The organism is Thermohalobaculum xanthum, from assembly GCF_016623495.1.
GTDB classification, from domain to species: Bacteria; Pseudomonadota; Alphaproteobacteria; order Rhodobacterales; family Rhodobacteraceae; genus Thermohalobaculum; species Thermohalobaculum xanthum.
Genome location: NZ_JAEHHL010000010.1, coordinates 26,422 through 49,514, shown reverse-complemented (window position 1 = coordinate 49,514; position 23,093 = coordinate 26,422). Strand labels below are relative to the sequence as shown.

The 23,093-nt window shown below is 69.5% G+C and carries 25 protein-coding genes; 12 read left to right on the top strand and 13 right to left on the bottom strand.

Annotation, left to right across the window (positions count from 1 at the left end; translation table 11 throughout):
- Positions 1-254 precede the first annotated feature (254 nt).
- Positions 255-662, top strand: coding sequence for a universal stress protein (locus H0I76_RS16095; protein ID WP_200612063.1), 408 nt, complete (start codon positions 255-257; stop codon positions 660-662).
- A gap of 31 nt (positions 663-693) precedes the next feature.
- Here H0I76_RS16095 and H0I76_RS16090 read toward each other — a convergent pair whose 3' ends face one another.
- Positions 694-1,200 (bottom strand): hypothetical protein, encoded by a 507-nt coding sequence (locus H0I76_RS16090; protein ID WP_200612061.1) that lies wholly within the window; start codon positions 1,198-1,200, stop codon positions 694-696.
- Positions 1,201-1,391: 191 nt separating this feature from the next.
- On the bottom strand, positions 1,392-2,612 hold the full coding sequence (locus tag H0I76_RS16085; RefSeq protein WP_200612058.1) for an MFS transporter: 1,221 nt from the start codon (positions 2,610-2,612) through the stop codon (positions 1,392-1,394).
- A 325-nt stretch (positions 2,613-2,937) separates the two neighbouring features.
- Between H0I76_RS16085 and zapE the strand changes: the two genes are divergently transcribed.
- Both zapE and H0I76_RS16075 read left to right on the top strand, forming a co-directional pair.
- A complete protein-coding gene (gene zapE / locus H0I76_RS16080) occupies positions 2,938-4,050 on the top strand; it encodes a cell division protein ZapE (protein WP_234455381.1) in 1,113 nt (370 codons plus the stop codon).
- On the top strand, positions 4,047-5,312 hold the full coding sequence (locus tag H0I76_RS16075) for a DUF2254 family protein (RefSeq protein ID WP_200612055.1): 1,266 nt from the start codon (positions 4,047-4,049) through the stop codon (positions 5,310-5,312). The genes zapE and H0I76_RS16075 overlap by 4 nt, the downstream gene beginning before the upstream one ends.
- A 33-nt stretch (positions 5,313-5,345) precedes the next feature.
- On the opposite strand, the gene H0I76_RS16070 is transcribed toward H0I76_RS16075, so the two are convergent.
- The 7 genes from H0I76_RS16070 to H0I76_RS16040 form a co-directional block, all read right to left on the bottom strand.
- Entirely contained in the window at positions 5,346-6,098 is a 753-nt protein-coding gene (locus H0I76_RS16070) for an FkbM family methyltransferase (RefSeq protein ID WP_200612052.1), read from the bottom strand.
- 155 nt (positions 6,099-6,253) lie between these two features.
- Positions 6,254-7,033: a succinate dehydrogenase iron-sulfur subunit gene (locus H0I76_RS16065; protein ID WP_200612051.1), complete on the bottom strand. Its 780-nt coding sequence runs from the start codon at positions 7,031-7,033 to the stop codon at positions 6,254-6,256.
- A gap of 35 nt (positions 7,034-7,068) precedes the next feature.
- Entirely contained in the window at positions 7,069-7,818 is a 750-nt protein-coding gene (locus tag H0I76_RS16060; protein WP_200612049.1) for a class I SAM-dependent methyltransferase, read from the bottom strand.
- 45 nt (positions 7,819-7,863) lie between these two features.
- Positions 7,864-9,672, bottom strand: a complete 1,809-nt coding sequence (gene sdhA / locus H0I76_RS16055) for a succinate dehydrogenase flavoprotein subunit (RefSeq protein WP_200612047.1) — start codon at positions 9,670-9,672, stop codon at positions 7,864-7,866.
- A gap of 46 nt (positions 9,673-9,718) precedes the next feature.
- Entirely contained in the window at positions 9,719-10,099 is a 381-nt protein-coding gene (gene sdhD / locus H0I76_RS16050) for a succinate dehydrogenase, hydrophobic membrane anchor protein (protein WP_200612045.1), read from the bottom strand.
- Positions 10,100-10,112: 13 nt separating this feature from the next.
- Positions 10,113-10,496, bottom strand: a complete 384-nt coding sequence (sdhC, locus tag H0I76_RS16045) for a succinate dehydrogenase, cytochrome b556 subunit (RefSeq protein ID WP_200612043.1) — start codon at positions 10,494-10,496, stop codon at positions 10,113-10,115.
- A 140-nt stretch (positions 10,497-10,636) separates the two neighbouring features.
- Complete coding sequence (locus H0I76_RS16040) at positions 10,637-12,031, bottom strand: mechanosensitive ion channel family protein (protein ID WP_200612041.1); 1,395 nt, start codon at positions 12,029-12,031, stop codon at positions 10,637-10,639.
- 158 nt (positions 12,032-12,189) lie between these two features.
- On the opposite strand from H0I76_RS16040, the gene H0I76_RS16035 reads away from it, so the two are divergent.
- From H0I76_RS16035 to H0I76_RS16020, 4 genes are all read left to right on the top strand, one after another.
- Positions 12,190-12,948 (top strand): lysine/arginine/ornithine ABC transporter substrate-binding protein, encoded by a 759-nt coding sequence (locus H0I76_RS16035; RefSeq protein WP_200612032.1) that lies wholly within the window; start codon positions 12,190-12,192, stop codon positions 12,946-12,948.
- Between the two features lie 65 nt (positions 12,949-13,013).
- Complete coding sequence (locus H0I76_RS16030; RefSeq protein ID WP_267913367.1) at positions 13,014-13,697, top strand: ABC transporter permease; 684 nt, start codon at positions 13,014-13,016, stop codon at positions 13,695-13,697.
- A complete protein-coding gene (locus H0I76_RS16025; RefSeq protein WP_200612028.1) occupies positions 13,694-14,485 on the top strand; it encodes an ABC transporter permease in 792 nt (263 codons plus the stop codon). Before H0I76_RS16030 ends, H0I76_RS16025 begins: the two co-directional genes overlap by 4 nt.
- Complete coding sequence (locus H0I76_RS16020) at positions 14,476-15,003, top strand: hypothetical protein (RefSeq protein WP_200612025.1); 528 nt, start codon at positions 14,476-14,478, stop codon at positions 15,001-15,003. Before H0I76_RS16025 ends, H0I76_RS16020 begins: the two co-directional genes overlap by 10 nt.
- 10 nt (positions 15,004-15,013) lie before the next feature.
- On the opposite strand, the gene H0I76_RS16015 is transcribed toward H0I76_RS16020, so the two are convergent.
- From H0I76_RS16015 to H0I76_RS16000, 4 genes are read right to left on the bottom strand one after another with little or no spacing between them, the layout of a single operon-like run.
- Complete coding sequence (locus tag H0I76_RS16015; RefSeq protein WP_200612023.1) at positions 15,014-16,054, bottom strand: MaoC family dehydratase; 1,041 nt, start codon at positions 16,052-16,054, stop codon at positions 15,014-15,016.
- 43 nt (positions 16,055-16,097) lie between these two features.
- Positions 16,098-16,301 carry a DUF1737 domain-containing protein gene (locus H0I76_RS16010; RefSeq protein ID WP_200612020.1) on the bottom strand — a complete coding sequence of 68 codons (204 nt, stop codon included), beginning with the start codon at positions 16,299-16,301 and terminating at the stop codon, positions 16,098-16,100.
- A complete protein-coding gene (locus H0I76_RS16005; RefSeq protein ID WP_200612018.1) occupies positions 16,298-16,873 on the bottom strand; it encodes an NnrU family protein in 576 nt (191 codons plus the stop codon). The genes H0I76_RS16010 and H0I76_RS16005 overlap by 4 nt, the downstream gene beginning before the upstream one ends.
- A 29-nt stretch (positions 16,874-16,902) precedes the next feature.
- On the bottom strand, positions 16,903-17,799 hold the full coding sequence (locus H0I76_RS16000) for an HpcH/HpaI aldolase/citrate lyase family protein (RefSeq protein ID WP_200612016.1): 897 nt from the start codon (positions 17,797-17,799) through the stop codon (positions 16,903-16,905).
- Positions 17,800-17,984: 185 nt separating this feature from the next.
- Here H0I76_RS16000 and H0I76_RS15995 point away from each other — a divergent pair, with 185 nt between their 5' ends.
- From H0I76_RS15995 to sucD, 5 genes are all read left to right on the top strand, one after another.
- A complete protein-coding gene (locus tag H0I76_RS15995; protein WP_200612014.1) occupies positions 17,985-18,455 on the top strand; it encodes a VOC family protein in 471 nt (156 codons plus the stop codon).
- A gap of 561 nt (positions 18,456-19,016) precedes the next feature.
- Positions 19,017-19,979 carry a malate dehydrogenase gene (mdh, locus tag H0I76_RS15990; protein WP_200612012.1) on the top strand — a complete coding sequence of 321 codons (963 nt, stop codon included), beginning with the start codon at positions 19,017-19,019 and terminating at the stop codon, positions 19,977-19,979.
- A 251-nt stretch (positions 19,980-20,230) separates the two neighbouring features.
- A complete protein-coding gene (locus tag H0I76_RS15985; RefSeq protein WP_200612011.1) occupies positions 20,231-20,440 on the top strand; it encodes a hypothetical protein in 210 nt (69 codons plus the stop codon).
- Between the two features lie 437 nt (positions 20,441-20,877).
- Positions 20,878-22,077: an ADP-forming succinate--CoA ligase subunit beta gene (sucC, locus tag H0I76_RS15980; protein ID WP_200612009.1), complete on the top strand. Its 1,200-nt coding sequence runs from the start codon at positions 20,878-20,880 to the stop codon at positions 22,075-22,077.
- A 1-nt stretch (position 22,078) separates the two neighbouring features.
- Positions 22,079-22,963, top strand: coding sequence for a succinate--CoA ligase subunit alpha (gene sucD / locus H0I76_RS15975; RefSeq protein ID WP_200612007.1), 885 nt, complete (start codon positions 22,079-22,081; stop codon positions 22,961-22,963).
- The last annotated feature ends 130 nt before the right edge of the window (positions 22,964-23,093 follow it).

Sequence of the window (23,093 nt, the reverse complement as noted above, 5' to 3'; positions counted from 1 at the left end):
ACGCCGGTGGGCGACCAAACGAGAAACGCGCCGGTGGGCGCGATGCGCTGACCGGCGGCGATCCCGGGCCCCGCCCGGGACCGGAAGCACTCACACTTCCGGGATGCCGCGGATATGGCCGAGGCGGGCCGCGGAGTCAAGCGCGTCAGCGGCGGGGGCGCCTTGGCGAAGGTTGACCTGCGGGTCGCTCGCGCCCAGTTTCATCCGTCAGGGCCCACCCCGCGCGGGCCCATGTAGCAGTTGCGGAGAAGTGCATGGAAGCCGAGCGGTTCCGCCACATCCTGGTTCCCGTCGATCCCGACGCCCCGGAGGCCTCCGAGAAGGCCTTGGCGCGCGCGGCCGCGATAGCGCGCAGCGAAGGGGCGCGGCTCAGCATTCTTGCCGTCGTGCCGGTCTGGCGCGAGGACCTTGGCGAGGTGCCGCGGGACCAGCGCGAGGCGATGGAAGCGCTGCGCGCGCGCCATGCGGCAGGCATCGAGGGCGGGACGATCCTGCGGATGGGGGGCTCGATCTCGGGCCGCATCATCACCGAGGTGGCCGATACGGGCGCCGACCTAGTGGTGATGGCTTCGCACAACCCGCGGGCCAGCGACTTCCTCATCGGCTCGAACGCCGCGCATGTCGCGCTGCATGTGCCCGTGAGCGTGATGGTGGTGCGCTGACCCTGCGCCGCCGTTTGGCCTCGGCGGGGTCTCAGGCGCTGGCGGGGGGCGGCATCGGTGGCTGGGCCGTGCGCGCGGCCGCGCCGCTCCTGCAGAGCCAGTCGTTGATCTCGGCGGCGACGCGCTCGACCTTGAGCGAGGACCAGACCGGATCGAGCGCGACCGTCTGGTCGTAGAGTTGAAGGGCGAGGCGCTGCATCTGCCGGTTCTTGGCCGAGCGCCGCTCCTGGATCACCGCCGCCTCGACATCCGACAGCGGCATCGAATGCACCTGGCGGTCGAGGAACCGCCATTCCACGCGGGTGAGCTTGCCGGTCTGCCGGTCGAAGACATAGCGCCGGAACGGCAGGAAGCGCACGGGCAGCAGAACCGGCCCGAGCGCGATCAGGTAGAACAGCACCGAGCCGGCGGGCCCGAGCGCGCCGGACAGCGCGACGATCAGCGGCATGATCGAGACCGAGGCAAGGATACCGAGAAGCAGCAGCGGCCGGAAGCTGATCACGAGGCGATCCGGTGTCCGATGCGTGACGCTGAACATGGCGCCGCCCTCAGGCCCCCGGCACGCGGCGACCATCCGGCCGCCCCGTGCCCGGCAAAATGTCACGCCCGCATTGCGTTCCTGTGTGAACGACGGTCCGCATACCCCCTCCGTCACAGGAATAATGCCTCAGCGGAGCGATTTTTTCCAGCCTCGGAAGCAGGGGGCTGTGCGCGCGCGTGCGACGCTGGTCAGGCGGTCGCGGTGGCGGGCCTCCAGGCGCGGTCCTCGACGGGCAGATGGACGATGGCCGACACGACGCCGAGCACGATCGCCACGTACCAGAACAGGTCGTAGCTGCCCGTGAGGTCGTAGACCCGCCCGCCCAGATAGATCCCCGCGAAGCTGCCGGCTTGGTGGCTGAGGAACACGAACCCCCAGAGCGTGCCCATGTTGCGGGTGCCGAACATTGTCGCCACGAGGCCCGAGGTCAGCGGCACGGTCGTCAGCCACAACAGCCCGAACACCGCCGAGAACACGATCACCGAGGCTGGCGTGACCGGCATCGAGATGAAGACGAGGATCACCACCGCCCTGAGCGCGTAGATGGCGCTGAGGATGTAGGGCTTGGGATAGATCGCGCCGAGCCGTCCCACCGCCAGGGTGGCGATGAAATTGGCGACGCCCACGATCGAGAGGGTGAGCGCGCCAAGCTCGGTCGCCGGGCCGTCGGGGGTTGCGCACATCTCGGCGACGAAGGCCGGGAAATGGGCGCTGATGAAGGCCACGTGGAAGCCGCAGACGAAGAAGCCCACCGTGAGCAGGAGGTAGGACCGGTGGCCGAAGGCGGTGCGCAGGAGCGCGCGCGTGCTGGCCGCGCCCGGATCCGGCGTGTCGCCCGCCGGCGTGCCCGCGCGCATGAAGGGGATGCAGGCCGCCATCGGCAGCAGCACGGCGGTGAAGGCAAGCAGCGTCGTCTGCCAGCCGAGCGACTCGACCATCAGCCCCGCCACCGCCGGCATGATCATCTGGCCCAGCGAGCCGAAGGCCGCAGTCAGCGCCAACGCCTGGCTGCGGCGCGCCTCGGGCGTGGCGCGGCCCACCACCGAGAGGACGAGGCCGAAGGCGGTGCCCGCGATGCCGAAGCCGACGAACATGCCCGCGCCCATGTGCTGGGCGAGGGGCGTCTGGCCCATGGCCGACATCAGCATACCGACCAGGTAGACCACGAAGCCCAGCCACAGCGCGCGGCGGTCGCCGAAGCGGTCGGCGATCCAGCCGAACAGCGGCTGACCGAGGCCCCAGAAGATGTTCTGGATCGCGAGCGACATCGAGAACACCTCGCGCGGCCAGTCATAGGTCGCCGAGATCGGGTCCATGACCACGCCGAAGATCGAGCGCACGCCGAAGCTGAGCGACACGATCAGCGAGCCGGCAATGATGATCACGGTGCCGGGGGCGAGCTGGCGCATCCGGGGTCCTCCTGAGGAACGAGGCGCGCAGGATGCGTCGGGGGCTGTCGCGCGACAAACAATAAATTTTGCACTTTCGCATCAATGTGACTGAAGCGAAGCGGCGCTGGCAGGGTGCGCCCGGGTTGCCCCGGGGGCGCGCTTGAGGCGCGCTTGGGACGCGCCGGGGACGCGCCGGGGACGCGCGGGGGACGCTCCGGGAATGCCCGCGCGAAAGCGCCGCTTGTCGTCCCGCGGCCGCGAAGGTTAGACAGGGCCACACCTGGCGGGTCGGCGGGCCATGACGCCTTCGCCCGCGACAACCGAGGCCGAGACGCATCCGCCGATGACCGAAGGACCCATGCAGCGCTATCGCGCCCTCGTTGCCGAGGGGGCGATCAAGGCGGATCCCGCGCAGCGCGCCGCGATCGAGAAGCTGCAGCTTCTGTACATGCGCCTGGGCGACTACGACCCCAGCCGGGGCAAGAAGGTCGCGATGGGCTGGCTCGGCTTCGGCCGCAAGGCGGCGAAGGCCGACAAGCCGCTGACCGGGCTCTACATGTATGGCGGCGTCGGGCGCGGCAAGTCGATGCTCATGGACCTGTTCTTCGCCGCCGCCCCGGTGCGCCAGAAGAGGCGCGTGCACTTCCACGCCTTCATGGCCGAGGTGCATGTCGGCATCCACATCGCGCGCGAATCGAACGTGCGCGACCCGATCCACTATGTCGCCGAGGAGATCGCCGAGGGCGCGGTGCTGCTGTGCTTCGACGAGATGCAGGTGAGCGACATCACCGACGCGATGATCCTGGGCCGGCTGTTCGAGGCGCTGTTCGCGCGCGGCGTGGTGGTGGTCGCCACCTCGAACCGGCCGCCGGACGACCTCTACAAGGACGGCCTCAACCGCCAGCTCTTCGTGCCCTTCATCGACATGCTCAAGGAGCGGGTCGACCTGGTCGAGCTGGAGGGGCCGACCGATTATCGGGTAGGGCGCGCCGCCGGCGAGCGGCGCTATTTCTCGCCGCTGGGGCCGGATGCGCGCGCCGGGATGGATGCGGCCTGGACCGGGATCACGCGCGGCGAGCGGGTGGCGCCGGTGACGCTGTCGATCCACGGCCGCCGGGTGCGGATCGAGCAGGCGACCGAGGAGGCCGGGCGGGCCAGCTTCGAGGCGCTGTGCGAGGCGCCGCTGGGTCCCACCGACTACCTGACCATCGCGGAACGTTTCGCCACGCTTTTCGTTGACGATGTACCGCGCCTTGCATGGAAGCAGAACAATGAGGCGAAGCGCTTCGTGACGCTGATCGACACGCTCTACGAGGCGCGCACGCGCCTGTTCATTTCGGCCGACGGGCCGCCCGAGAGCCTCTACACCGAGGGCAAGGGCGCGTTCGAGTTTGCGCGCACCGCCTCGCGGCTGCACGAGATGATGGCCGGCGACTACGCCGCGCGGGCCCGGTGAGCGGCGGCGGCCCCGAGGGGTGGCACGGCCTCGCCGTCCGGCTGCCGGTTCGGATCGCGCGCGCCTTCGAGGGGATCTGGACCGTGCCGCTGGCGCTGGCGCTGGCGGGGCTGGTCCTTGCGCTGGTGGTCGGGCCGCTCGGGACGATGCTGGGCGCCGCGTCCTGGGTCGATCCCGACGGCGGGCGAGCGGCGCTTTCGGCGGTGGCGGGGGGCGTGATGTCTGTGGCCGGCATCGTCTTCTCGCTGACCTTCGTGGCGCTGTCGATCACGGCGCAGCAGCTGAGCCCGCGCATCCTCGACTACGTGTTGCGCGGGCGCGTGACGCAGGTGCTGATCGGGCTCGCGCTGGCCACTTTCCTGTTCGCCGCGATCTCGCTGGCGCTGTCGAGCGATGCCGAGCCCTGGCGCTTTGGCGTCGCGGTGCCGCTGGCGCTGGGGCTTGCGACCGCCACGCTGGGCGCGGTGGTGATCTTCGTGCATTCGATGACGCGGGTGATGCGCAGCGAGGACATGGTCTCGCGCCTTGGCCGCGCCTTCGCGCGGGCGGCGCGGCAGCTGATCGCGGGGCCTGCGGGTTGCGTCCCGGTCCGCCTGTCGCCGGGCGCGCGGGCGGTGATCGACGAGGAACTGGCGGGGGCCGAAATCGTGCGCGCGGGCGAGGCGGGCTATGTCGCGCGGATCGACCATGCGGGACTCGTGCGGCTGGCGGCGGCCAACGACCTGGTGATCGCGCTTTCGGTGCGCGAGAACGACCACCTTCTGCCGGGCATGCCGGTGGCGCGCGTGCTCGGCCTGCACCCGGACGGCGCGGTCGGCGCGCGCAACATCGCGGCCCTGGTCGCCCTGACCGACCGGCGCACGCCGGCATGGGGCGCCGATTACGAGGCGGCGGCGCTGTCGGAGGCGGCGCTCAGGGCGCTCTCGCCCGGGATCAACGATCCGGCGAGCGCGATTTCCTGCCTAAACCTGCTGTTCGAGGGGATCGCGATCCTCGCCGCCGACGGCCCGCCGCCCGACGTGCTGGGTGACGGCGAGCGCGTCGCGCGGCTTGTCCTGCCGCCCAAGCGTGCCCGCGAGTTCCTGACCGGCGCGGTGCTGCCGGTGGCCGTCGCGGGGCAGGGCGACTTCCGACTGCGCGCGCGGCTCGAGGCGTTGCTGGGCCACCTTGCGGCGCTGACCGGGGACGACGAGGAGCGCCGGGCAATCGAGGCCTTCGCGCTGCGGGTCGATGCGCGCGAGGACGACGCCTTTTCCGGCTGACGCGTGCGGCGCGCGGCCCGCGCCGGGCGGCGTTCAGCCGCGATAGGGACGCAGCACCTCGTTCTCGCGGGCACGGCGGAAGAGCACGATCTGACCCGACGAGCCGCGCGGGTCGTAGGCGAGGCCCTGCGCCGCCATGTCGCCGAACACGCGTGCGATCCCGGCGATGCCGGTCAGGTGGTCGTGGAGTTCCAGGTAGACCCGGTCGACGCCGGAAAGATCGGTGCCCGAGAACAGCACGGTCTCGGCCCCCTCGACATCGCAGATGATCAGGCTGATGCGCTCGCGCCTGAGCAGGGCGTCGAGATCGCTGGTGCCGACCTCGATGCATTCCTCGTAGGGCTCGGGCCCGGGGGACATCGACGACATCCAGAAGTCGCGGCGCAGGTAGAAGGGCGCGCGCGCGGCGCCCTTGCCGAGGATGGTGTTGATGAGCGTCACCCCGCTGACGCCGTTGAGGGCATGGACCTCGCGGATCATGGGGATGAGGCGGGGATTGGCCTCGACGGCGACGATATGCGCGACCTCGGGCAGGCGCGCGAGCAGGGTCGAGATCACGCCGATGCCGGCGCCGATCTCGAGCACGCGGTCGCCCGGCTCGACGATCTCGGGCAGGAAGCGCGCCTCGTTCGCCTCGTAGCGGCCGGACAGTATCGCGGTGAGGATCGCGGGGGTGATCACCCGTCGGGCGAGGGGCGTGTCGAGAGGGATCGTGACGCCATGGCATTCGACGCAGTTCTGCCGTGCCGACTGCGCGTCGGCCAGGCCGACGGGTCCGCCGATCATCGCCCCCCTCCCCGATATTTCTGCTTGCAAGCAGGCTGTACGCGGGAAAGTGAATAAATCCTTAACGGAGGGTCGGGAAGGGTGTTCCTGTGTGCGGTCCCGAACAGCCGTTGGGGCAGGTCTTCGCGCAGGTCATGCCCGCGCGAGGCCCAGGCTCAGAGCTGGCGCTCGACCAGCATCTTCTTGATCTCGGCGATGGCCTTGGCGGGGTTGAGGCCCTTGGGGCAGGTCTTCGCGCAGTTCATGATCGTGTGGCAGCGATAGAGCCGGAAAGGGTCCTCGAGGTCGTCGAGCCGCTCGCCGGTGGCCTCGTCGCGGCTGTCGATGATCCAGCGATAGGCGTGCAGGAGCGTCGCCGGGCCGAGGTAGCGGTCGCCGTTCCACCAGTAGCTGGGGCAGGAGGTCGAGCAGCAGGCGCACATCACGCACTCGTAGAGCCCGTCGAGCTTCTCGCGGTCCTCGATCGACTGGCGCCACTCGGTCGCGGGCGCGGGCGTCGCGGTCTGGAGATACGGCTTGATCGAGGCGTGCTGGGCGTACCAGTGCGTGAGATCCGGCACGAGGTCCTTGATCACCGGCATGTGCGGCAGGGGGTAGATCTTCACGTCGCCCTTGATCTCGTCGAGGCCATAGGTGCAGGCGAGCGTGTTGATCCCGTCGATGTTCATCGCGCAGGAGCCGCAGATCCCCTCGCGGCACGAGCGGCGGAAGGTCAGGGTCGGGTCGATCTCGTTCTTGATCTTGATGATCGCGTCGAGAACCATCGGGCCGCAGTCGTCGAGGTCGAGGTAATAGGTGTCGACCCGCGGGTTCTCGCCTGAATCCGGGTCCCAGCGGTAGATCCTGAACGCGCGGACGTTCGTGGCCCCCTGCGGCTTCGGCCAGGTCTTGCCGACCGTGATGCGCGAGTTCTTGGGCAGCGCGAATTCAACCATGTCGTCCTCTTCTCCGTTGGCCGTGCGTCACGACGTCAGAGCTTCGTGCCTGTGAAGATGCGTTCGCCCCGTTGCAGGGCGTGGGTGGATACGTCCGGCTCGACGGCCGGGAACTCGGCGAGGTCGAACCCCGCCCGGCGGATGCGGTCGCGGATGTCGCGCCCGTAGAATCGCAGGTGGTCCGGGTCGCCATAGCGCAGGCGCCGCCCGGGCTCGTCGAGGCCGGGGGCCTCGTAGGTCTCGGTCCAGCCCTCGATCATCGGCACCGTGATGACCGCCTGGCCACCCGGCCGCAGGACGCGGTGCATCTCGGACAGCGCCCTCGCGTCGTCGACATGCTCGAGCACGTGGTTCGCGATGATCATGTCGGCCGAGGCGTCGGGCAGGTCCATCGCGGTGATGTCGAGCTGCAGCTCGAACTTGTCGTTGATGTCGGCGGTGCGGTAGTGCGCGCCCCTGTCCTCGAGCCAGCCGCGCACCCAGGGCTCGGCCGCGAAGTGGATCACCTCGGCGCCGGGCGCGAGCCGCATCTCGCGCTCCATCCAGAGCTTGAGCAGCCGGTGGCGCGGGCGCGAGTCGCAGGAGGGACACCAGGTCTCGGTCTTGAAGCGGACGGGCGAGAAGGCGCCGCGATAGCCGCAGATCGGGCAGAGCCGGGGTGTCCTGCCCTCGGCGGCCTCGCGGAACCATGCCACCGCCTTGTCCACCCGGTGGCGGTGCAGGGCGGCGATCTCCTCGGCCGAGCGCGCGCCGGGAGCGGACACGACTGGTGCGACGAGGCTCATCGTCCTCGTCCCCCGGCCGGATGCTCGTGCCGCGCGCCCATCGCCTCAGTAGACGCGCGCCTTGGGCGCGATCTTCTTGAGCGGGATGCCGCCGCTGTCCTCGGGCGTCAGCGGGTCGACATGGACCGGGCGGTAGGCCAGCGTCACGGCGCCGGCGTCGTCGACCCAGGCCAGCGTGTGCTTGCGCCAGTTCTTGTCGTCGCGGTCAGGGAAGTCCTCGTGCGCGTGGGCGCCGCGGCTCTCCTGGCGCGCCTCGGCCGAGTAGACCGTGGTGATGGCGTTGGGCAGGAGGTTCTCGAGCTCGAGCGTCTCCATCAGGTCCGAGTTCCAGATCATCGATCGGTCGGTCACCCGGACATCGGCGGCCTCCTGCCAGATGGCCGAGACCCGCTCGCAGCCCTGCTTGAGCGTCTCGGAGGTGCGGAAGACGGCCGCATCCTCCTGCATCGCCTTTTGCAGCTTGAGCCGCAGCTCCGCCGTGGGGGCGGCGCCGTTGGCGTGGCGCAGCCGGTCGAAGCGGCTCATCGCCTTGTCGACCGAGGCGGCATTGAGCTCCGGCACCGGCGCCTCGCGGTCGATCACCTGGCCCGCCCGGATGGCCGCGGCACGGCCGAAGACCACGAGGTCGATCAGCGAGTTCGAGCCCAGCCGGTTGGCGCCGTGGACGCTGGCGCAGCCTGCCTCGCCGACCGCCATCAGGCCGGGCGCGATGCGGTCGGGCTCGTCCGCGGTCGGGTTCAGCACCTCGCCCCAGTAGTTCGTCGGCACGCCGCCCATGTTGTAATGGACGGTCGGAAGCACCGGGATCGGCTCCATGGTCACGTCGACGCCCGAGAAGATGCGCGCCGATTCCGAGATGCCCGGCAGGCGCAGCTTGAGCACCTCGGGCGGCAGGTGGTTGAGGTGCAGGTGGATGTGGTCGCCATCCTTGCCGACGCCCCGGCCCTCGCGGATCTCGATGGTCATGCAGCGCGAGACCACGTCGCGCGAGGCAAGATCCTTGTAGGTCGGCGCATAGCGCTCCATGAAGCGCTCGCCCTTCGAGTTGGTGAGATAGCCGCCCTCGCCGCGCGCGCCCTCGGTGATCAGGCAGCCGGCGCCGTAGATGCCGGTCGGGTGGAACTGCACGAACTCCATGTCCTGGAGCGGCAGGCCCGCGCGGGCGATCATGCCGCCGCCGTCGCCGGTGCAGGTATGCGCCGAGGTCGCCGAGAAATAGGCCCGGCCATAGCCGCCGGTCGCCAGCACGACCATCTTGGCGGCGAAGCGGTGGATCGTGCCGTCGTCGAGCTTCCAGGCGATCACGCCCTGGCACTGGCCGTCCTCGGACATCACGAGGTCGGTGGCGAAATACTCGATGAAGAACTCGGCGTTGTTCTTGAGCGACTGGCCGTAGAGCGTGTGCAGGATCGCATGCCCCGTGCGGTCGGCGGCGGCGCAGGTGCGCTGCACCGGCGGACCCTCGCCGAACTCGGTCGTGTGGCCGCCGAAGGGGCGCTGGTAGATCTTGCCTTCCTCGGTGCGCGAGAACGGCACGCCGTAATGCTCGAGCTCGTAGACCGCCTTCGGCGCCTCGCGCGCGAGGTATTCCATCGCGTCGGCGTCGCCCAGCCAGTCCGAGCCCTTGACGGTGTCGTACATGTGCCACTGCCAGTTGTCGGGGCCCATGTTGGCAAGCGAGGCGGCGATGCCGCCCTGCGCCGCCACGGTGTGGCTGCGGGTCGGGAAGACCTTGGTGATGCAGGCGGTCTTGAGCCCCTGCTCGGCCATGCCGAGGGTGGCGCGCAGGCCCGCCCCGCCGGCGCCGACGACGACGACATCGTATTTGTGATCGATGAAAGTGTAAGCGGCCATTCTCGTCCGTCTTTCTCTCAGCTCCGGGGTGGCGCGGAGGGCGCCGTCAGCCGGCGAAGGCGATCTTGAGCACGGCGAAGACGCCGGCAAGGCCGGCCGCGCCGCTGAGCATCCAGGCGCCGGTCAGCGCCGCGGTCAGCCATCCCTTGTGATGCACATAGTCCTGGATGACGACCTGCAAGCCCTGGTGAAGGTGCTGGAAGGCGACCGCGATCGTCAGGATGGCGACGATCGCGTGGAAGGGGTTCGAGTAGAGGGCGATCACCGCCTCGTGCCCCTGGCCCAGCGCACCCGCGAAGGGGATGACGAAGAGCACGCTGAGCGGGATCAGCGCGATCGACGACAGGCGCTGCACCCACCAGTGATGCGTGCCCGAATGGGCGGTGCCGAGGCCGGTGGCCAGCGCGCGGGGTGTCTTGAAGCTCATGATCCGTTCCCCCTCACGCCAGGATCAGGACGATCAGCGTCAGCACGACCGACGCGCCGGTGGCGATCTGCCCCGAGCGGGTGACCGCGTCGAGCTCGAAGCCGCGGCCGGTGTCCCACCACAGGTGGCGGATGCCGTTGCACAGATGGTAGCAGAGCGCCCAGAGCGAGCCGATCATGATCAGCGTGCCGATCCACGAGGTCAGCAGCCCGTCGACGAATGCGAAGTAGCCCGGCCCGCTGGCCGCCGCGAGGAACCACCACACGACCAGCACCGCGCCGAAGGTGAGCGCAACGCCCGTGATGCGGTGCAGGATCGACATCACGCTGGTGATTTGCGGACGGTAGATCTGAAGATGCGGCGAAAGGGGGCGGCTGCCCCTGTTCACGTCTGCCATGTCGTCCCCCAGGCTTTCGTGCCTCTGGTAATTGCCCTGTCATACGAGCCGAGACCGTCGCATTCAAACGTGAAAATGACGCAGATGCGAAAAACGCGTGCATTGCACCCGCCGCTCGCGCGCACGTGATCGGCACGCGATCAGCCTGCGCCGGCCCCGGTCCCGGCCGGGCGGTCGCCGCCAAGGATGGTGACATCGCGACGGGGGAAGGGGATCTCGACGCCCGCGGCCTTGAACGCGTCCCACAGCGCGAGAAAGACGTCGCCCCGGACATTGGTGATCCCGCCGATCGGGTCGCGGATCCAGAAGCGCAGGATGAAATCGACCGACGAGTCGCCGAAGCCGGTGATGTGGCAGACCGGCGCGGGATCGCCGACCACGCGCCTGACCGTCGCCGCCGCCTCGCGGGCAAGACGGCGCACGGCATGGGGGTCCGACGAGTAGGCCACGCCGAACTTCAGGTCGATGCGCACGAGGTCGGATGAATGCGACCAGTTCACCACCTGGCCGGTGATCAGGTCCTCGTTCGGGATCAGGTACTCGCGCCCGTCGCGGGTGACGACGGCGACGTAGCGTGCGCCCAGCTCGGAGATCCAGCCGAAGGTGTCGCCGAGCGAGATCACGTCGCCGGGCTTGATCGACTTGTCGAGCAGCAGGATCACGCCCGAGATGAGGTTCGAGACCACCTTCTGCAGGCCGAAGCCGATGCCGAGCCCGACCGCGCCCGACAGCACCGTCAGGCTGGTCAGGTCGAACCCGACCGATTGCAGCCCAATGAACAGCGCGACGCCGTAGAGAAAGAGCCTGATCGCCTTGTCGGCCAGGACCTTCGAGGCGGGCGTGATGTCCTCGACCGCGCGGATCCGCCGCTCGGCGGCGTTCGACAGCAGGCCCGCACCGGCGAAGAGCAGCGCGACGGTGACCGCGCCCTTGAGCACCATGAGGAGCGAGATGCGCAGGTCGCCGATGCTGATCGCGGCCGCGTCGAGCATATCGGCCGCGGTGTCGAGCTGGCCGAGGATGGCGAGGCTCGCGAAGGCCCATGCGCTCCAGGTGATCATTGCGCGCAGCACCCGGTTCCGGATCAGCCGCCCGCAGATGCCGACCAGCACCCAGGCCAGCACCAGCGAGGCAACCAGCGCCACGAGGTAGCTGCGGCTGGGCCAGGTGGTCGCCCTGAGCGCGAAGACCGCGATCCAGGCCAGCACGATGAAGATGATCGGGCGCAGCCGGCGCAGGACCGTCACGAAGAAGCGCATCCGCTGCCGCGGCACCGCTTCCATGGCGCGGATGCGCGCCTCGAGCCGAGGCTCGATCATCCGGCTGGCGACATGGGCGATCAGGAAGGCGAGCGCGAGAATGGCGATCTGGTAGAGCCGCCAGGGCTGCGCGAACTCGGAAAGCGCGTTCTGCGCGCGCGGCACCGTCGCGTAGATCGTGTCGATGAGGGTATCGATATCCAGCGCCTGCCTCCCGCCGCGCGGCCATGCTGATCGTGCCAGTGATCCACGGCGCCCGGCGATGCACAAGGACAAGATTGCCGCGCCGCCGCCGCCGCGGGGCGGACCCCGGGGCCGGACTGACGTTGCGTCAGGAAGTGTTACGGTAGTTGACGCCCGCGCGCGCGGCTGTCCAATATCGCCGCAGAGAAAAAATTCTGCTGAAAACAATCCCGCAGGGAGAGGTCACAACAATGAAGCGTCTCGTGCTCGCCGCCGCACTGGCGGGGTTCGCCACAACGGCCGCCGCGGCCGATCTGAAGATCTGCGTCGAGGGCGCCTACCCGCCGTTCTCGGAAACCACCGCCTCGGGCGACATCGTGGGCTTCGACATCGACATCGCCAACGCGCTCTGCGCCTCGATGGGCAAGAGCTGCGAAATGGTCAAGACCGAGTGGGACGGCATCATCCCCGCGCTGATCGAGGGCAAGTGCGACGCCATCGTCGCGTCGATGTCGATCACCGAGGACCGGATGAAGGTCATCGACTTCACCAACAAGTACTACCAGACCCCGGCCAAGTTCATCTCCAAGGCCGATGCCGGCCTGGTCGACACGCCCGAGGGGCTGAAGGGCAAGGTCGTGGGCGTGCAGCGCGGCACGATCCACCAGGACTTCATGGAAGGCGAGTTCCCGGATGTCGAGCTCAAGCTCTACGGCACCCAGGACGAGGCCTATCTCGACCTCCAGGCCGGCCGCATCGACGCGGTGATCGCCGACTCGGTCGCGATGGATGACGGCTTCCTCAAGACCGAGAACGGCAAGGGCTATGCCTTCTTCGGCAAGGACTACTCGATCCCGAAATACCATGGCGAGGGCGCGGGCATCGGCGTGCGCAAGTCGGACGGCGACCTGAAGGCCGCGCTCAATGCGGCGATCGACGCGATCCGCGCCTCGGGCGAGTACAAGACGATCAACGACAAGTACTTCGACTTCGACCTCTACGGCGCCTGAGGGCCGTCGCCGGGACCGGCCGGGCGGCATGCCGCCCGGCCCTGTGACCACGGGGAGGTCGCCGCCTGGAAACGCTGATCGCATATGCGCCGCTGCTGGGGCAGGGAACCCTCGTCACGATATCGGTGGCCGTCCTGTCACTGGTCTTGGCCACGTTCCTGGGCGCGCTCGGCGCGATCGCCAAGCTCTCGGGCGGGATGCTGCCCACGGGCGTGGCCGGGATCTACACCACCATCGTGCGCGGTGTGCCCGACCTCGTGCTGATCCTGCTGATCTATTTCGGCGGCCAACGGCTGGTGAACGATATCGGCCGCGGCCTCGACCTCGACTACATCGAGGTGTCGAAGTTCTGGTCGGGCGTCGTCTCGATCGGCTTCATCTACGGCGCCTACCTGACCGAGACCTTCCGCGGCGCTTATCTGAGCGTGCCGAAGGGGCAGCCCGAAGCCGCCTATGCGCTGGGCCTCAACCGTGGCCAGACCCTGCGGCTGGTGACGCTGCCGCAACTGTTGCGCCACGCGCTGCCCGGCTACGGCAATGTCTGGATGGTGCTGGTCAAGTCCACCGCCGTGGTCTCGGTCATCGGGCTCGAGGACCTGGTGGGCCTTGCCGACAAGGCCGGCAAGTCAACGCGCGAGCCCTTCCTGTTTTTCACCGCCGTGATCCTGGTCTACCTCGCGATCACCGCCGCCTCGAACTGGGGGCTGAGGCAGGTCGATCGCCGGGTGAGCAAGGGCATCACGGCATGAATTTCGAGATCATCCTCGAGGCCTGGCCGCTGTTCGCCAAGGGCGTGTGGATCACGCTGCATCTGACCGTGCTCGCGCTGTCGCTGGGCTTCGTGATCGCCCTGCCGGCGGCGCTGTCGCTGCATCACAAGGGGCGCTTCCACCGGGTCTGGGGCGCCTATGTCTACGTCTTCCGGGGCACGCCGCTGCTGGTGCAGACCTACCTCATCTATTACGGGCTGAGCCAGTTCGACTGGGTGCGGTCGAGCTTCCTGTGGGGCGCGCCGGGCTTCCTAGACGGCACCTGGCTGGGCGCGGTCTGGCCCTCGCTGAAATCCGCCTGGTGGTGCGCGCTGATCGCCTTCTCGCTCAACTCGGGCGCCTATCAGGCCGAGATCCTGCGCGGCGGCCTTGCGGTCGTGCCCGAGGGCGAGCTCGAGGGGGCGAAGTCGCTTGGGCTCAACCCCTCGCAGGTGACGCGGCTGGTGCTGCTGCCCTCGGCGCTGCGGCGCGCGCTGCCGCAATACGGCAACGAGATCGTGTTCATGCTGCACGGCTCGGTCGTGGCCAGCGTGATCACGATCCAGGACATCCTCGGCGCCGGGCGCACGCTGAACGCGCGGCATTACGTGGCCTACGAGGGCTTTCTCACCTCGGCCGCGCTCTACATGGCGATCACATTCGCGGTCGTCTGGGTCTTCCGGCTGGTCGAGCGGCGCTACCTGCGCCACCTCAACATCCGCACGGCCAAGCCCAAGGGCGCCGGTGCGCCGGGGATCGCGGGGATCGGCGGGGTGGCGTGGCGCTGAGCCGCCTGTGTGGTGCCGCCTGCGCGGCGGTGCTGCTCGCGGGCCCGGCGCTCGCGGAGACCGGCGCGGAATGCCTGCTGACGATGGCCCGTGCCGAGACCGAGACGCGCATCGCCTTCGAGAACGGGCTGGTCGAGATCGTCGCGGATGTCGCGCCCGACCACGCCGCCCTGGCGGGGCGCTCGCGCGATCTCCAGGTGCTGCTGGCGCAGGATCGGCTCGACCGTGTCGCCTATCTGACCGTCGCGCACCCCGAGGCCTTCGCGGACGAGGCGGGCGGCGTTCCCTGGTCCGACGCGGACGAGGAGGGCTACATGGCCGAGCCCGTCCATGCCGCGCGCATGGAGCGGATCGCGGCGCTGGGCGAGGCGCTGGAGGCCGACCCGTCACGCGCCGAGCTGCAGGAGGTCTTCGCCAAGGTCGTGACGCGGCTCTTCGAGTTCCAGAAGCTGATGGCCGATCACAATGCCGCGCGGCGCGATGCGGCGGCGGCCTTCACCGCCTGCCGCGGCGGCTGAGCGGACGTCCTTAGCGGCGGGGCATCAGCACCCAGTAGTCGAAATCGAGCACCACCCCCTCGGCATGCTTGCCGTCGGGCGCGCGCAGCGGGAAGTCCTGCGCCGGGCGGTTCTTGACCGCCACCAGCCTGAGCCGCAGCGCGCCGACCGAGGGGGTCGCGGTCTCGGCCTTGTCGAGCACCTCGGACCAGGCATAGACCGTGTCGCCGGCGAAGCAGGGCGCCGTGTGCGCGCCGCCATTGATCGCCGCAACCAGCTGCGCGTTGCCAAGCCCGTTGAAGCTGAGCCCGCGCGCCAGCGAGATGATGTGCCCGCCATAGATCAGCCGGGGCTGGCCGGCGCGCGCCGCCGGGTCGAAATGGACCCTGGCGGTGTTCTGCCAGAGCCGCGTGGCCATCATGTGCTCGGCCTCTTCGAGCATCACGCCGTCGACATGGTCGATCCGCTCGCCCGTCGCGTAGTCGTCCCAGAAATGCGCCGAGCCCGCGAGCGGCGCGTCATAGCCGCTGAAATCGAGTCCCGCAGGCACCACCAGGTCGCCGGCCGGCACGGCGCCGGCCAGGTCGGGCACGACGGGCGCGGGGGCGGGCGAGGCCGCGTCGCGTTTCTTCACCATGACCCAGCGGCAGTAGCGGATCACCGCCTCGGCGCGCTGGTTGTAGCCGGTCGAGCGCACCCAGACGACGCCGGTGCGCCCGTTCGAGTTCTCGCGCAGGCCGATCACCTCGGAGACAGTGCTGAGCGTGTCGCCCGGGTAGACCGGCAGCAGGAACCGCCCCTCGGCATAGCCCAGGTTGGCCACGGCGTTCAGCGAGATGTCGGGGACGGTCTTGCCGAACACGACGTGGAAAGCCGCGAGATCGTCCAAGGGTGCGCGCGGCAGGCCGCAGGCGCGGGCGAACTCGTCCGACGAGGCGAGCGCGAAACGGCTGGGATAGAGGGCGGTGTAGAGCGCGCGGTCGCCCTCGGTCACCGTGCGGGGCGTGGCGTGCACGATCTCCTCGCCCACGCGGTAGTCCTCGAAGAAACGGCCCGGATCGGTCTTGCCCATCTGCCCCTCGCTGTCGTTCGGATCGGCCCGCGCGGGCGGTGCCTCAGAGCTGGCCCAGCTTGATGTCGGGCGAATACTCGCCCTCGACGTCCTTCACCACGGCCTGCGCGCAGCGCATCACCCCGCGCGCGGCGTCGAAGGCGTAGGCCGGCCCGCCATGGAGCTCCCACCCCGCGGCGAGCGCGGCGGTGACCTTGTGGCAGAAGGCCGAGGTGTCGTCCTCGGTCAGCAGGCGATAGGCTTTCATGCGCCACCTCCGGGCAAGGGCGAGAGACCGGCCCACAGGTGGAGCATCGCGATGATCGCGAAGACCACCACGGTCGCGATCACGTGGAACGCCCAGCCCTTCGCGGTGGCGGGCGCGGGGCGCACCCAGTCGGGGCCGTCGCGCCGGTTCGAGCCGATCATCGCCACCACGGCCCAGGCGAGCAGGCCGCCGAACAGCACCACCGAGGCGAGGTCGCCGTTCACCAGCAGATGCGCGAAGGCCCAGATCTTGACGCCCGAGAGCTGCGGGTGGCGTACCCGCAGCCGCACGCCGCTGCGAAAGTCCTTGGCGATGAAGACGAACACCGCGATCAGCATCAGCAGGTTGTTGATGTGGATCATGAAGGCGGGGGGGAACCACAGGTTCACGAAATCCGCGCGCTGGTAGCCGATCACCATCAGTGCGATCGCGGCGAGCGAGCCCAGCGCCATCGCGCCCTTGGCCGGCCCCGCGCCGATGCGCGCATCGAGCGCCGCGCGCGGCCCCGGTGCGAGGATCTTGAAGAGATGCGTCGCCCACCACAGGACGAGGCCCAGAATCAGCAAGGTCATGGATTGCGGCTCCCTGTCGATAACCGCCCTCAGGCGGGCGTTGCGGCCTCGAGTCTCGCGATTGCCTCGGCCTCGGCCAGCAGGCGCCGGGCGTTCTCGACATGCAGGTTCTCGACGATCCGCCCGTCGACAACCGCCACGCCCTCGCCCCGGGCCTCGGCCGCCGCGAAGGCTTCCACATATGCGCGGGCCTGCGCAACATCGGCGTCCGAAGGCGCGAAGACTTCGTTGGCCACGGCAAGCTGGTCGGGATGGATCAGGGTCTTGCCGTCCATGCCCAGCTCCTTGCCCTGGATGCAGGCGCGGCGCAGCCCCTCGGCGTCGCGGAAGGCGTTGTAGACCCCGTCGACGATCGCGAGCCCGTGGGCGCGCGCGGCCAGCAGGCAGAGGCCGAGGCCGGTGATCACCGGCAGGCGGGTCTCGGTGTGCTGGGCGCGCAGGTCCTTGACCAGGTCGTTGGTGCCCATCACCAGGCAGGCCAGCAGCGGGTGGGCGCCCGCGATCGCGGCCGCGTTCAGCATGCCGAGCGGGGTCTCCATCATCGCCCAGATGCGGGTTCGCGGGTCCGCGCCCAGGCGCTCGAAGCGCAGCGCCACGTCCTGCACCATGGCCGCGCTCTCGACCTTGGGGATCAGCACCGCGTCCGGGCCCGCGGCCACCGCGGCGGCGAGGTCCTCGGCGCCCCATTCGGTGTCGAGCCCGTTGATCCGAATCACCACCTCGCGCGGGCCGAACCCGCCCGCGCGTGTCGCCTCGGCCACCATGCCGCGCGCGGCTGCCTTCTCGGCCGGGGCGACCGCGTCCTCGAGGTCGAGGATCAGCGCGTCGGCGGCAAGGCTGCGTGCCTTCTCGAGCGCGCGGGCCTTCGAGCCGGGCATGTAGAGGACCGAACGGCGCGGGCGCGGGGCGGCGGCGGGGCTGGACATGCGGGGATCTCCCGAAGGCGGTGACAGAAGTCGCAAGATTGTTGCGCGATCATTATGCCGCAGCGCAGCATGGCGCAAGGGCCGAGGGGTCGCGGGGTGCGACATGGCCTGTTCGCGCGCTTGACGCGGGGCCGCGCCCGGCGTCAGCCTGCCGTCCTGCGCCATGGCCAACGGAGCCCGCCGCGATGACCGCTGACGACCCATTGCCGCCCGAGGGCGAGGGCCGGCCCGACCCCGACGCTTTCGGCCGCGCGCTGGGACCCGGTCTGGGCGTGAACCTGCTGGTGAGCGACGTGGCGCGGTCGGCGCGCTGGCAGGCGCGGGTGCTGGGGGCCGAGGTGGTGTATCGCGACGCCGATTTCGCGATCGTGGCCGCGCATGGCTCGGTCTGGATGCTGCATCACGACCGCACCTATGGCCGGCACCCGATGGGCGGGATCGCCCGGTCTGGCGGCGACGCGCGCGGCGCTGGGGCCGAGTTGCGGCTCTACGGTCGCGACCCGGACAAGGCGGCGGCACAGGCCGAGGCGCTGGCCGCCGAGGTCGGCGGGGGGGTGCTTGCCGGGGCCGAGGACAAGCCGCACGGCCTGCGCGAGTGCTACCTCGCCGATCCCGAGGGCTATGTCTGGGTGCCTTCGGTGCCCAAGCATGGCTGACGCCTTCACGTTCTCTTTACCGGTCGCGGGGCAGTGTCGGCCACGGTCCCCGAACGGGGCCTTCCCGAATCGCCGGGGGAATCCCGCCCGGAACGGACCGGCCGGAGCGCGCCGCAGGGGCTGCAGCGCGCCCGGCCGAGCACCCGGTTACGTACCGTGGCGCGGTCATGGGCGGTGGCAGGGCCGGGCGCCCGCGGCGCAGGTGCCAGGGATCCCGTCAGTCGGGCCGTTGCCCGGGAAACCTGCGCGCGCGATGCGTCCGCGCGCAGGGTTCGCGCGCGTGGATCCGGCACGCGCCCGGACGGCGCGCGGGCACCGGCGTATCACCGATTCGCGACCCCTCGACGCCGGTGCGGCGCGACGCCCGGGGATGCGGCATCGCGTGTCGTGTCGGTGCACCCTCTTGCCAATTTTGGGTAAATCGGGCATGGCCCCCCCGTCTCGCCGCCGCGTCGCGCTCTCGGACCGAGAGGCCGATCCGCGGCGTCGGAGGAGCGGCACCGTTGCCCCGCCATCGCCAGGCAGGGGCATCACCGAGACGAGAGATTGGGAGACAACACGATGGCCAGACGGAAAATCGCGCTGATCGGCGCCGGGCAGATCGGCGGCACGCTTGCGCATCTCGCTGGGCTCAAGGAGTTGGGCGACGTCGTCCTGTTCGACATCGCCGAGGGCATTCCCCAGGGCAAGGCGCTCGACATCGCCGAGAGCTCCCCCGTAGACGGGTTCGACGCCGCCTATTCGGGCGCGAACGACTATTCGGCGATCGCGGGCGCGGATGTCTGCATCGTCACCGCCGGCGTCCCGCGCAAGCCGGGCATGAGCCGCGACGACCTGCTGGGCATCAACCTCAAGGTCATGAAGTCGGTGGGCGAGGGCATCAAGGAGCACGCGCCGAACGCCTTCGTCATCTGCATCACCAACCCGCTCGACGCGATGGTCTGGGCGCTGCAGCAGTATTCGGGCCTGCCGAAGGAGAAGGTCGTCGGCATGGCTGGCGTGCTGGATTCGGCGCGCTTCCGCTATTTCCTGTCCGAGGAGTTCGGCGTCTCGGTCAAGGACGTCACGGCCTTCGTGCTCGGCGGCCACGGCGACACCATGGTGCCGCTCACGCGCTATTCGACGGTCGCGGGCATCCCGCTGCCCGACCTCGTCGAGATGGGCTGGACCACGCAGGAGAAGCTCGACGCCATCGTCCAGCGCACCCGCGACGGCGGCGCCGAGATCGTGGGCCTGCTGAAGACCGGCTCGGCCTTCTACGCGCCGGCGGCCTCGGCGATCGCCATGGCCGAGAGCTACCTCAAGGACCAGAAGCGCGTGCTGCCCTGCGCCGCCTGGGTCGAGAACAAGTACGGGCTCAAGGGCCTCTATGTCGGCGTGCCGGTGGTGATCGGCGAGAACGGCATCGAGAAGGTCGTCGAGATCAAGCTCAACAAGGACGAGCAGGTGATGCTCGACAAGTCCGTCTCGGCGGTCGAGGGGTTGGTCGCCGCCTGCAAGGGGATCGACGGCAGCCTCGTCTGACGGCAGCCGCCTTTTTCGCATTCGCGCGGGCCGCGGGGGCATTCCCCGCGGCCCGTTCGCGTTCTGGTGCCGTGCTTTCCGACCGGCCAGCTATGCGCGTGGCGCAAACGGGACATGCGCGCTCGGGGCGAGGCAAGGGTTGATCCCCCGTGGTGCAGCGCACAATATCGGGGTGCAGCGCAAAAAGACGGTCCACGTCCGCTGCATCGGGAGGGAAACGCCCGTGACACATCGTGTGACGGAGGTTTTCCATGAGCAGACCGACTTCCAATCCGACCGGGCCCCACGAGCCCGTTACCTTCCGCAACATCAGTTCCGGCGAGATCGAGGCCGCGATCCGCGAAGGCCGGCGCCTGCGCGCCGAGGCGTTCGGACACTGGCTTCGGGCCGGTAATGCGGCGCTGCGCGGCTATGCCGCCGGCGTTGCCTTGCGGATGCGCCGCCGCCGCGTGGCCGGCTGACGGGCCAGCCGCCCACAAGCAAGGCGCCGGGACGCGGCATGGCACGCGCCCCGGCGCAGGCGGCAGCGATGCCGCCCGGGCGCTTCTCCCCGACCCGGACCGACCCGCGCGCCGCGCGGCGCAGCCTCGCGCGGCGTGACGCCGCCGCCAAATCAGGGTATTGCGGGCATTCGGTGATTTCGGAGGATCAAGGTCGGTAGACAGTCCCGACACTCTGGTATACCACATACCTGCTGTTGCGCCGGGCCGCAAGGTGGCCCGTTGTCACAGGGGGAACTGTGCAGTTGCAGCATGGGTCCCCGCAGGCTAGAGGAAGGGCGCCATTCGGGCGGAATGCGACGGACGGGACGGCACTTCCGCGCCCCGATCGCGCCAAATAGAAGACGAACCCAGTGCCGCCGAGCGCGGCCAACGCGAGGGGGAGGGCGTATAAGGCGATGAATATCCACGAATATCAGGCCAAGCAGATTCTCAAGGAGTACGGCGCACCCGTGTCGCGCGGCGTGCCGGTGCTCGATGCCGCCGAGGCGCGGCGTGCGGTCGAAACCCTGGGCGGCCCGGTCTGGGTCGTGAAGGCGCAGATCCACGCTGGCGGCCGCGGCAAGGGCAAGTTCAAGGAATCGGACGCGGGCGAGAAGGGCGGCGTGCGCATCGCCAAGTCCGAGGACGAGGCGGTGGCCTTCGTCGAGCAGATGCTCGGCAAGACGCTGGTCACGCACCAGACCGGCCCCTCGGGCAAGCAGGTGGGCCGCATCTATCTCGAGGAGGGTGCCGCCATCGCGCGCGAGCTCTACCTCTCGCTGCTGGTCGATCGCGAAACCTCGCGCATCTCGTTCATCGCCTCGACCGAGGGCGGCATGGACATCGAGGAGGTCGCCGCCGAGACGCCCGAGAAGATCCTGACCTTCTCGGTCGATCCGGCCACCGGCATCCAGCCGTTCCACGGCCGCAAGGTTGCCTTCGCGCTGGGCCTCGAGGGCCAGGCGATGAAGCAGTGCGTCAAGCTGATCGACACGCTCTACCGGCTCTTCGTCGAGAAGGACTGCAGCCTGGTCGAGATCAACCCGCTGATCGTGACCGAGTCGGGCGACATCAAGTGCCTCGACTGCAAGATGAACTTCGACTCGAACGCGCTCTACCGCCATCCCGAGATCGTCGAGCTGCGCGACGAGACCGAGGAGGACCCCAAGGAGCTCGAGGCCTCGAAGTTCGATCTGAACTACATCGCGCTCGACGGCGAGATCGGCTGCATGGTGAACGGCGCGGGCCTCGCCATGGCGACCATGGACATCATCAAGCTCTACGGCTCGGAGCCCGCCAACTTCCTCGACGTGGGCGGCGGCGCGACCAAGGAGAAGGTGACCGAGGCGTTCAAGATCATCACCTCGGACCCGCAGGTGAAGGGCATCCTCGTCAACATCTTCGGCGGCATCATGCGCTGCGACGTCATCGCCGAGGGCGTGATCGCGGCGGTCAAGGAGGTCGGCCTCCAGGTGCCGCTGGTGGTGCGTCTCGAAGGCACCAATGTCGAGCTGGGCAAGGACATCATCAACAAGTCCGGTCTCGACGTGATCGCCGCCGACAACCTGGCGGACGCCGCGCAGAAGATCGTGAAGGCCGTGAAGGGGGGCGCGTGAGATGGCGGTTCTGGTTGACGAGAACACCAAGGTCATCTGCCAGGGCCTGACCGGCGCGCAGGGTACCTTCCACACCGAGCAGGCGATCGCCTACGGCACCAGGATGGTCGGCGGCGTGACCCCCGGAAAGGGCGGCTCGACCCATATCGGCCTGCCCGTCTTCGACACGGTGGCCGACGCGGTTGCCAAGACCGGCGCGGATGCGAGCGCGATCTACGTGCCGCCCCCCTTCGCCGCGGACGCGATCCTCGAGGCGATCGACGCCGAGGTCCCGCTGATCGTGTGCATCACCGAGGGCATTCCGGTGATGGACATGATGAAGGTCAAGCGCGCGCTCTCGGGCTCGACCAGCCGCCTGATCGGGCCGAACTGCCCGGGCATCATCACGCCGGACGCCTGCAAGATCGGGATCATGCCGGGCCACATCCACAAGCGCGGCACCGTGGGCATTGTCTCGCGCTCGGGCACGCTTACCTACGAGGCCGTGGCGCAGACCACCGCGACGGGGCTGGGGCAGTCGACCTGCATCGGCATCGGCGGCGACCCGATCAAGGGGACCGAGCATATCGACGCGCTCGAGCTCCTGCTCGGCGACCCCGAGACCGAGTCGATCATCATGATCGGCGAGATCGGCGGCTCGGCCGAGGAGGACGCGGCCCAGTTCATCGCCGACGAGCGCAAGAAGGGTCGCGCCAAGCCGATTGCGGGCTTCATCGCGGGCCGCACGGCCCCTCCGGGCCGCCGCATGGGGCACGCAGGTGCCATCATCTCGGGCGGCAAGGGCGGCGCCGAGGACAAGATCGAGGCGATGCAATCTGCGGGCATCGTTGTCGCAGACAGCCCCGCAGGCCTCGGAGAGGCTTTGCTTAAGGCGCTCGGTCGGTAAGGATAGGCGGGTGGCGCCGGGACGCGGCGCCACCCGCATCGCCAGAGGGGCCCCGACGACGAGGGTCTCGCGGCAAAGGCAAGACGGGGCCTGGGAGATGCGGCCCTGACACATCTGGGGACAGGGGGGC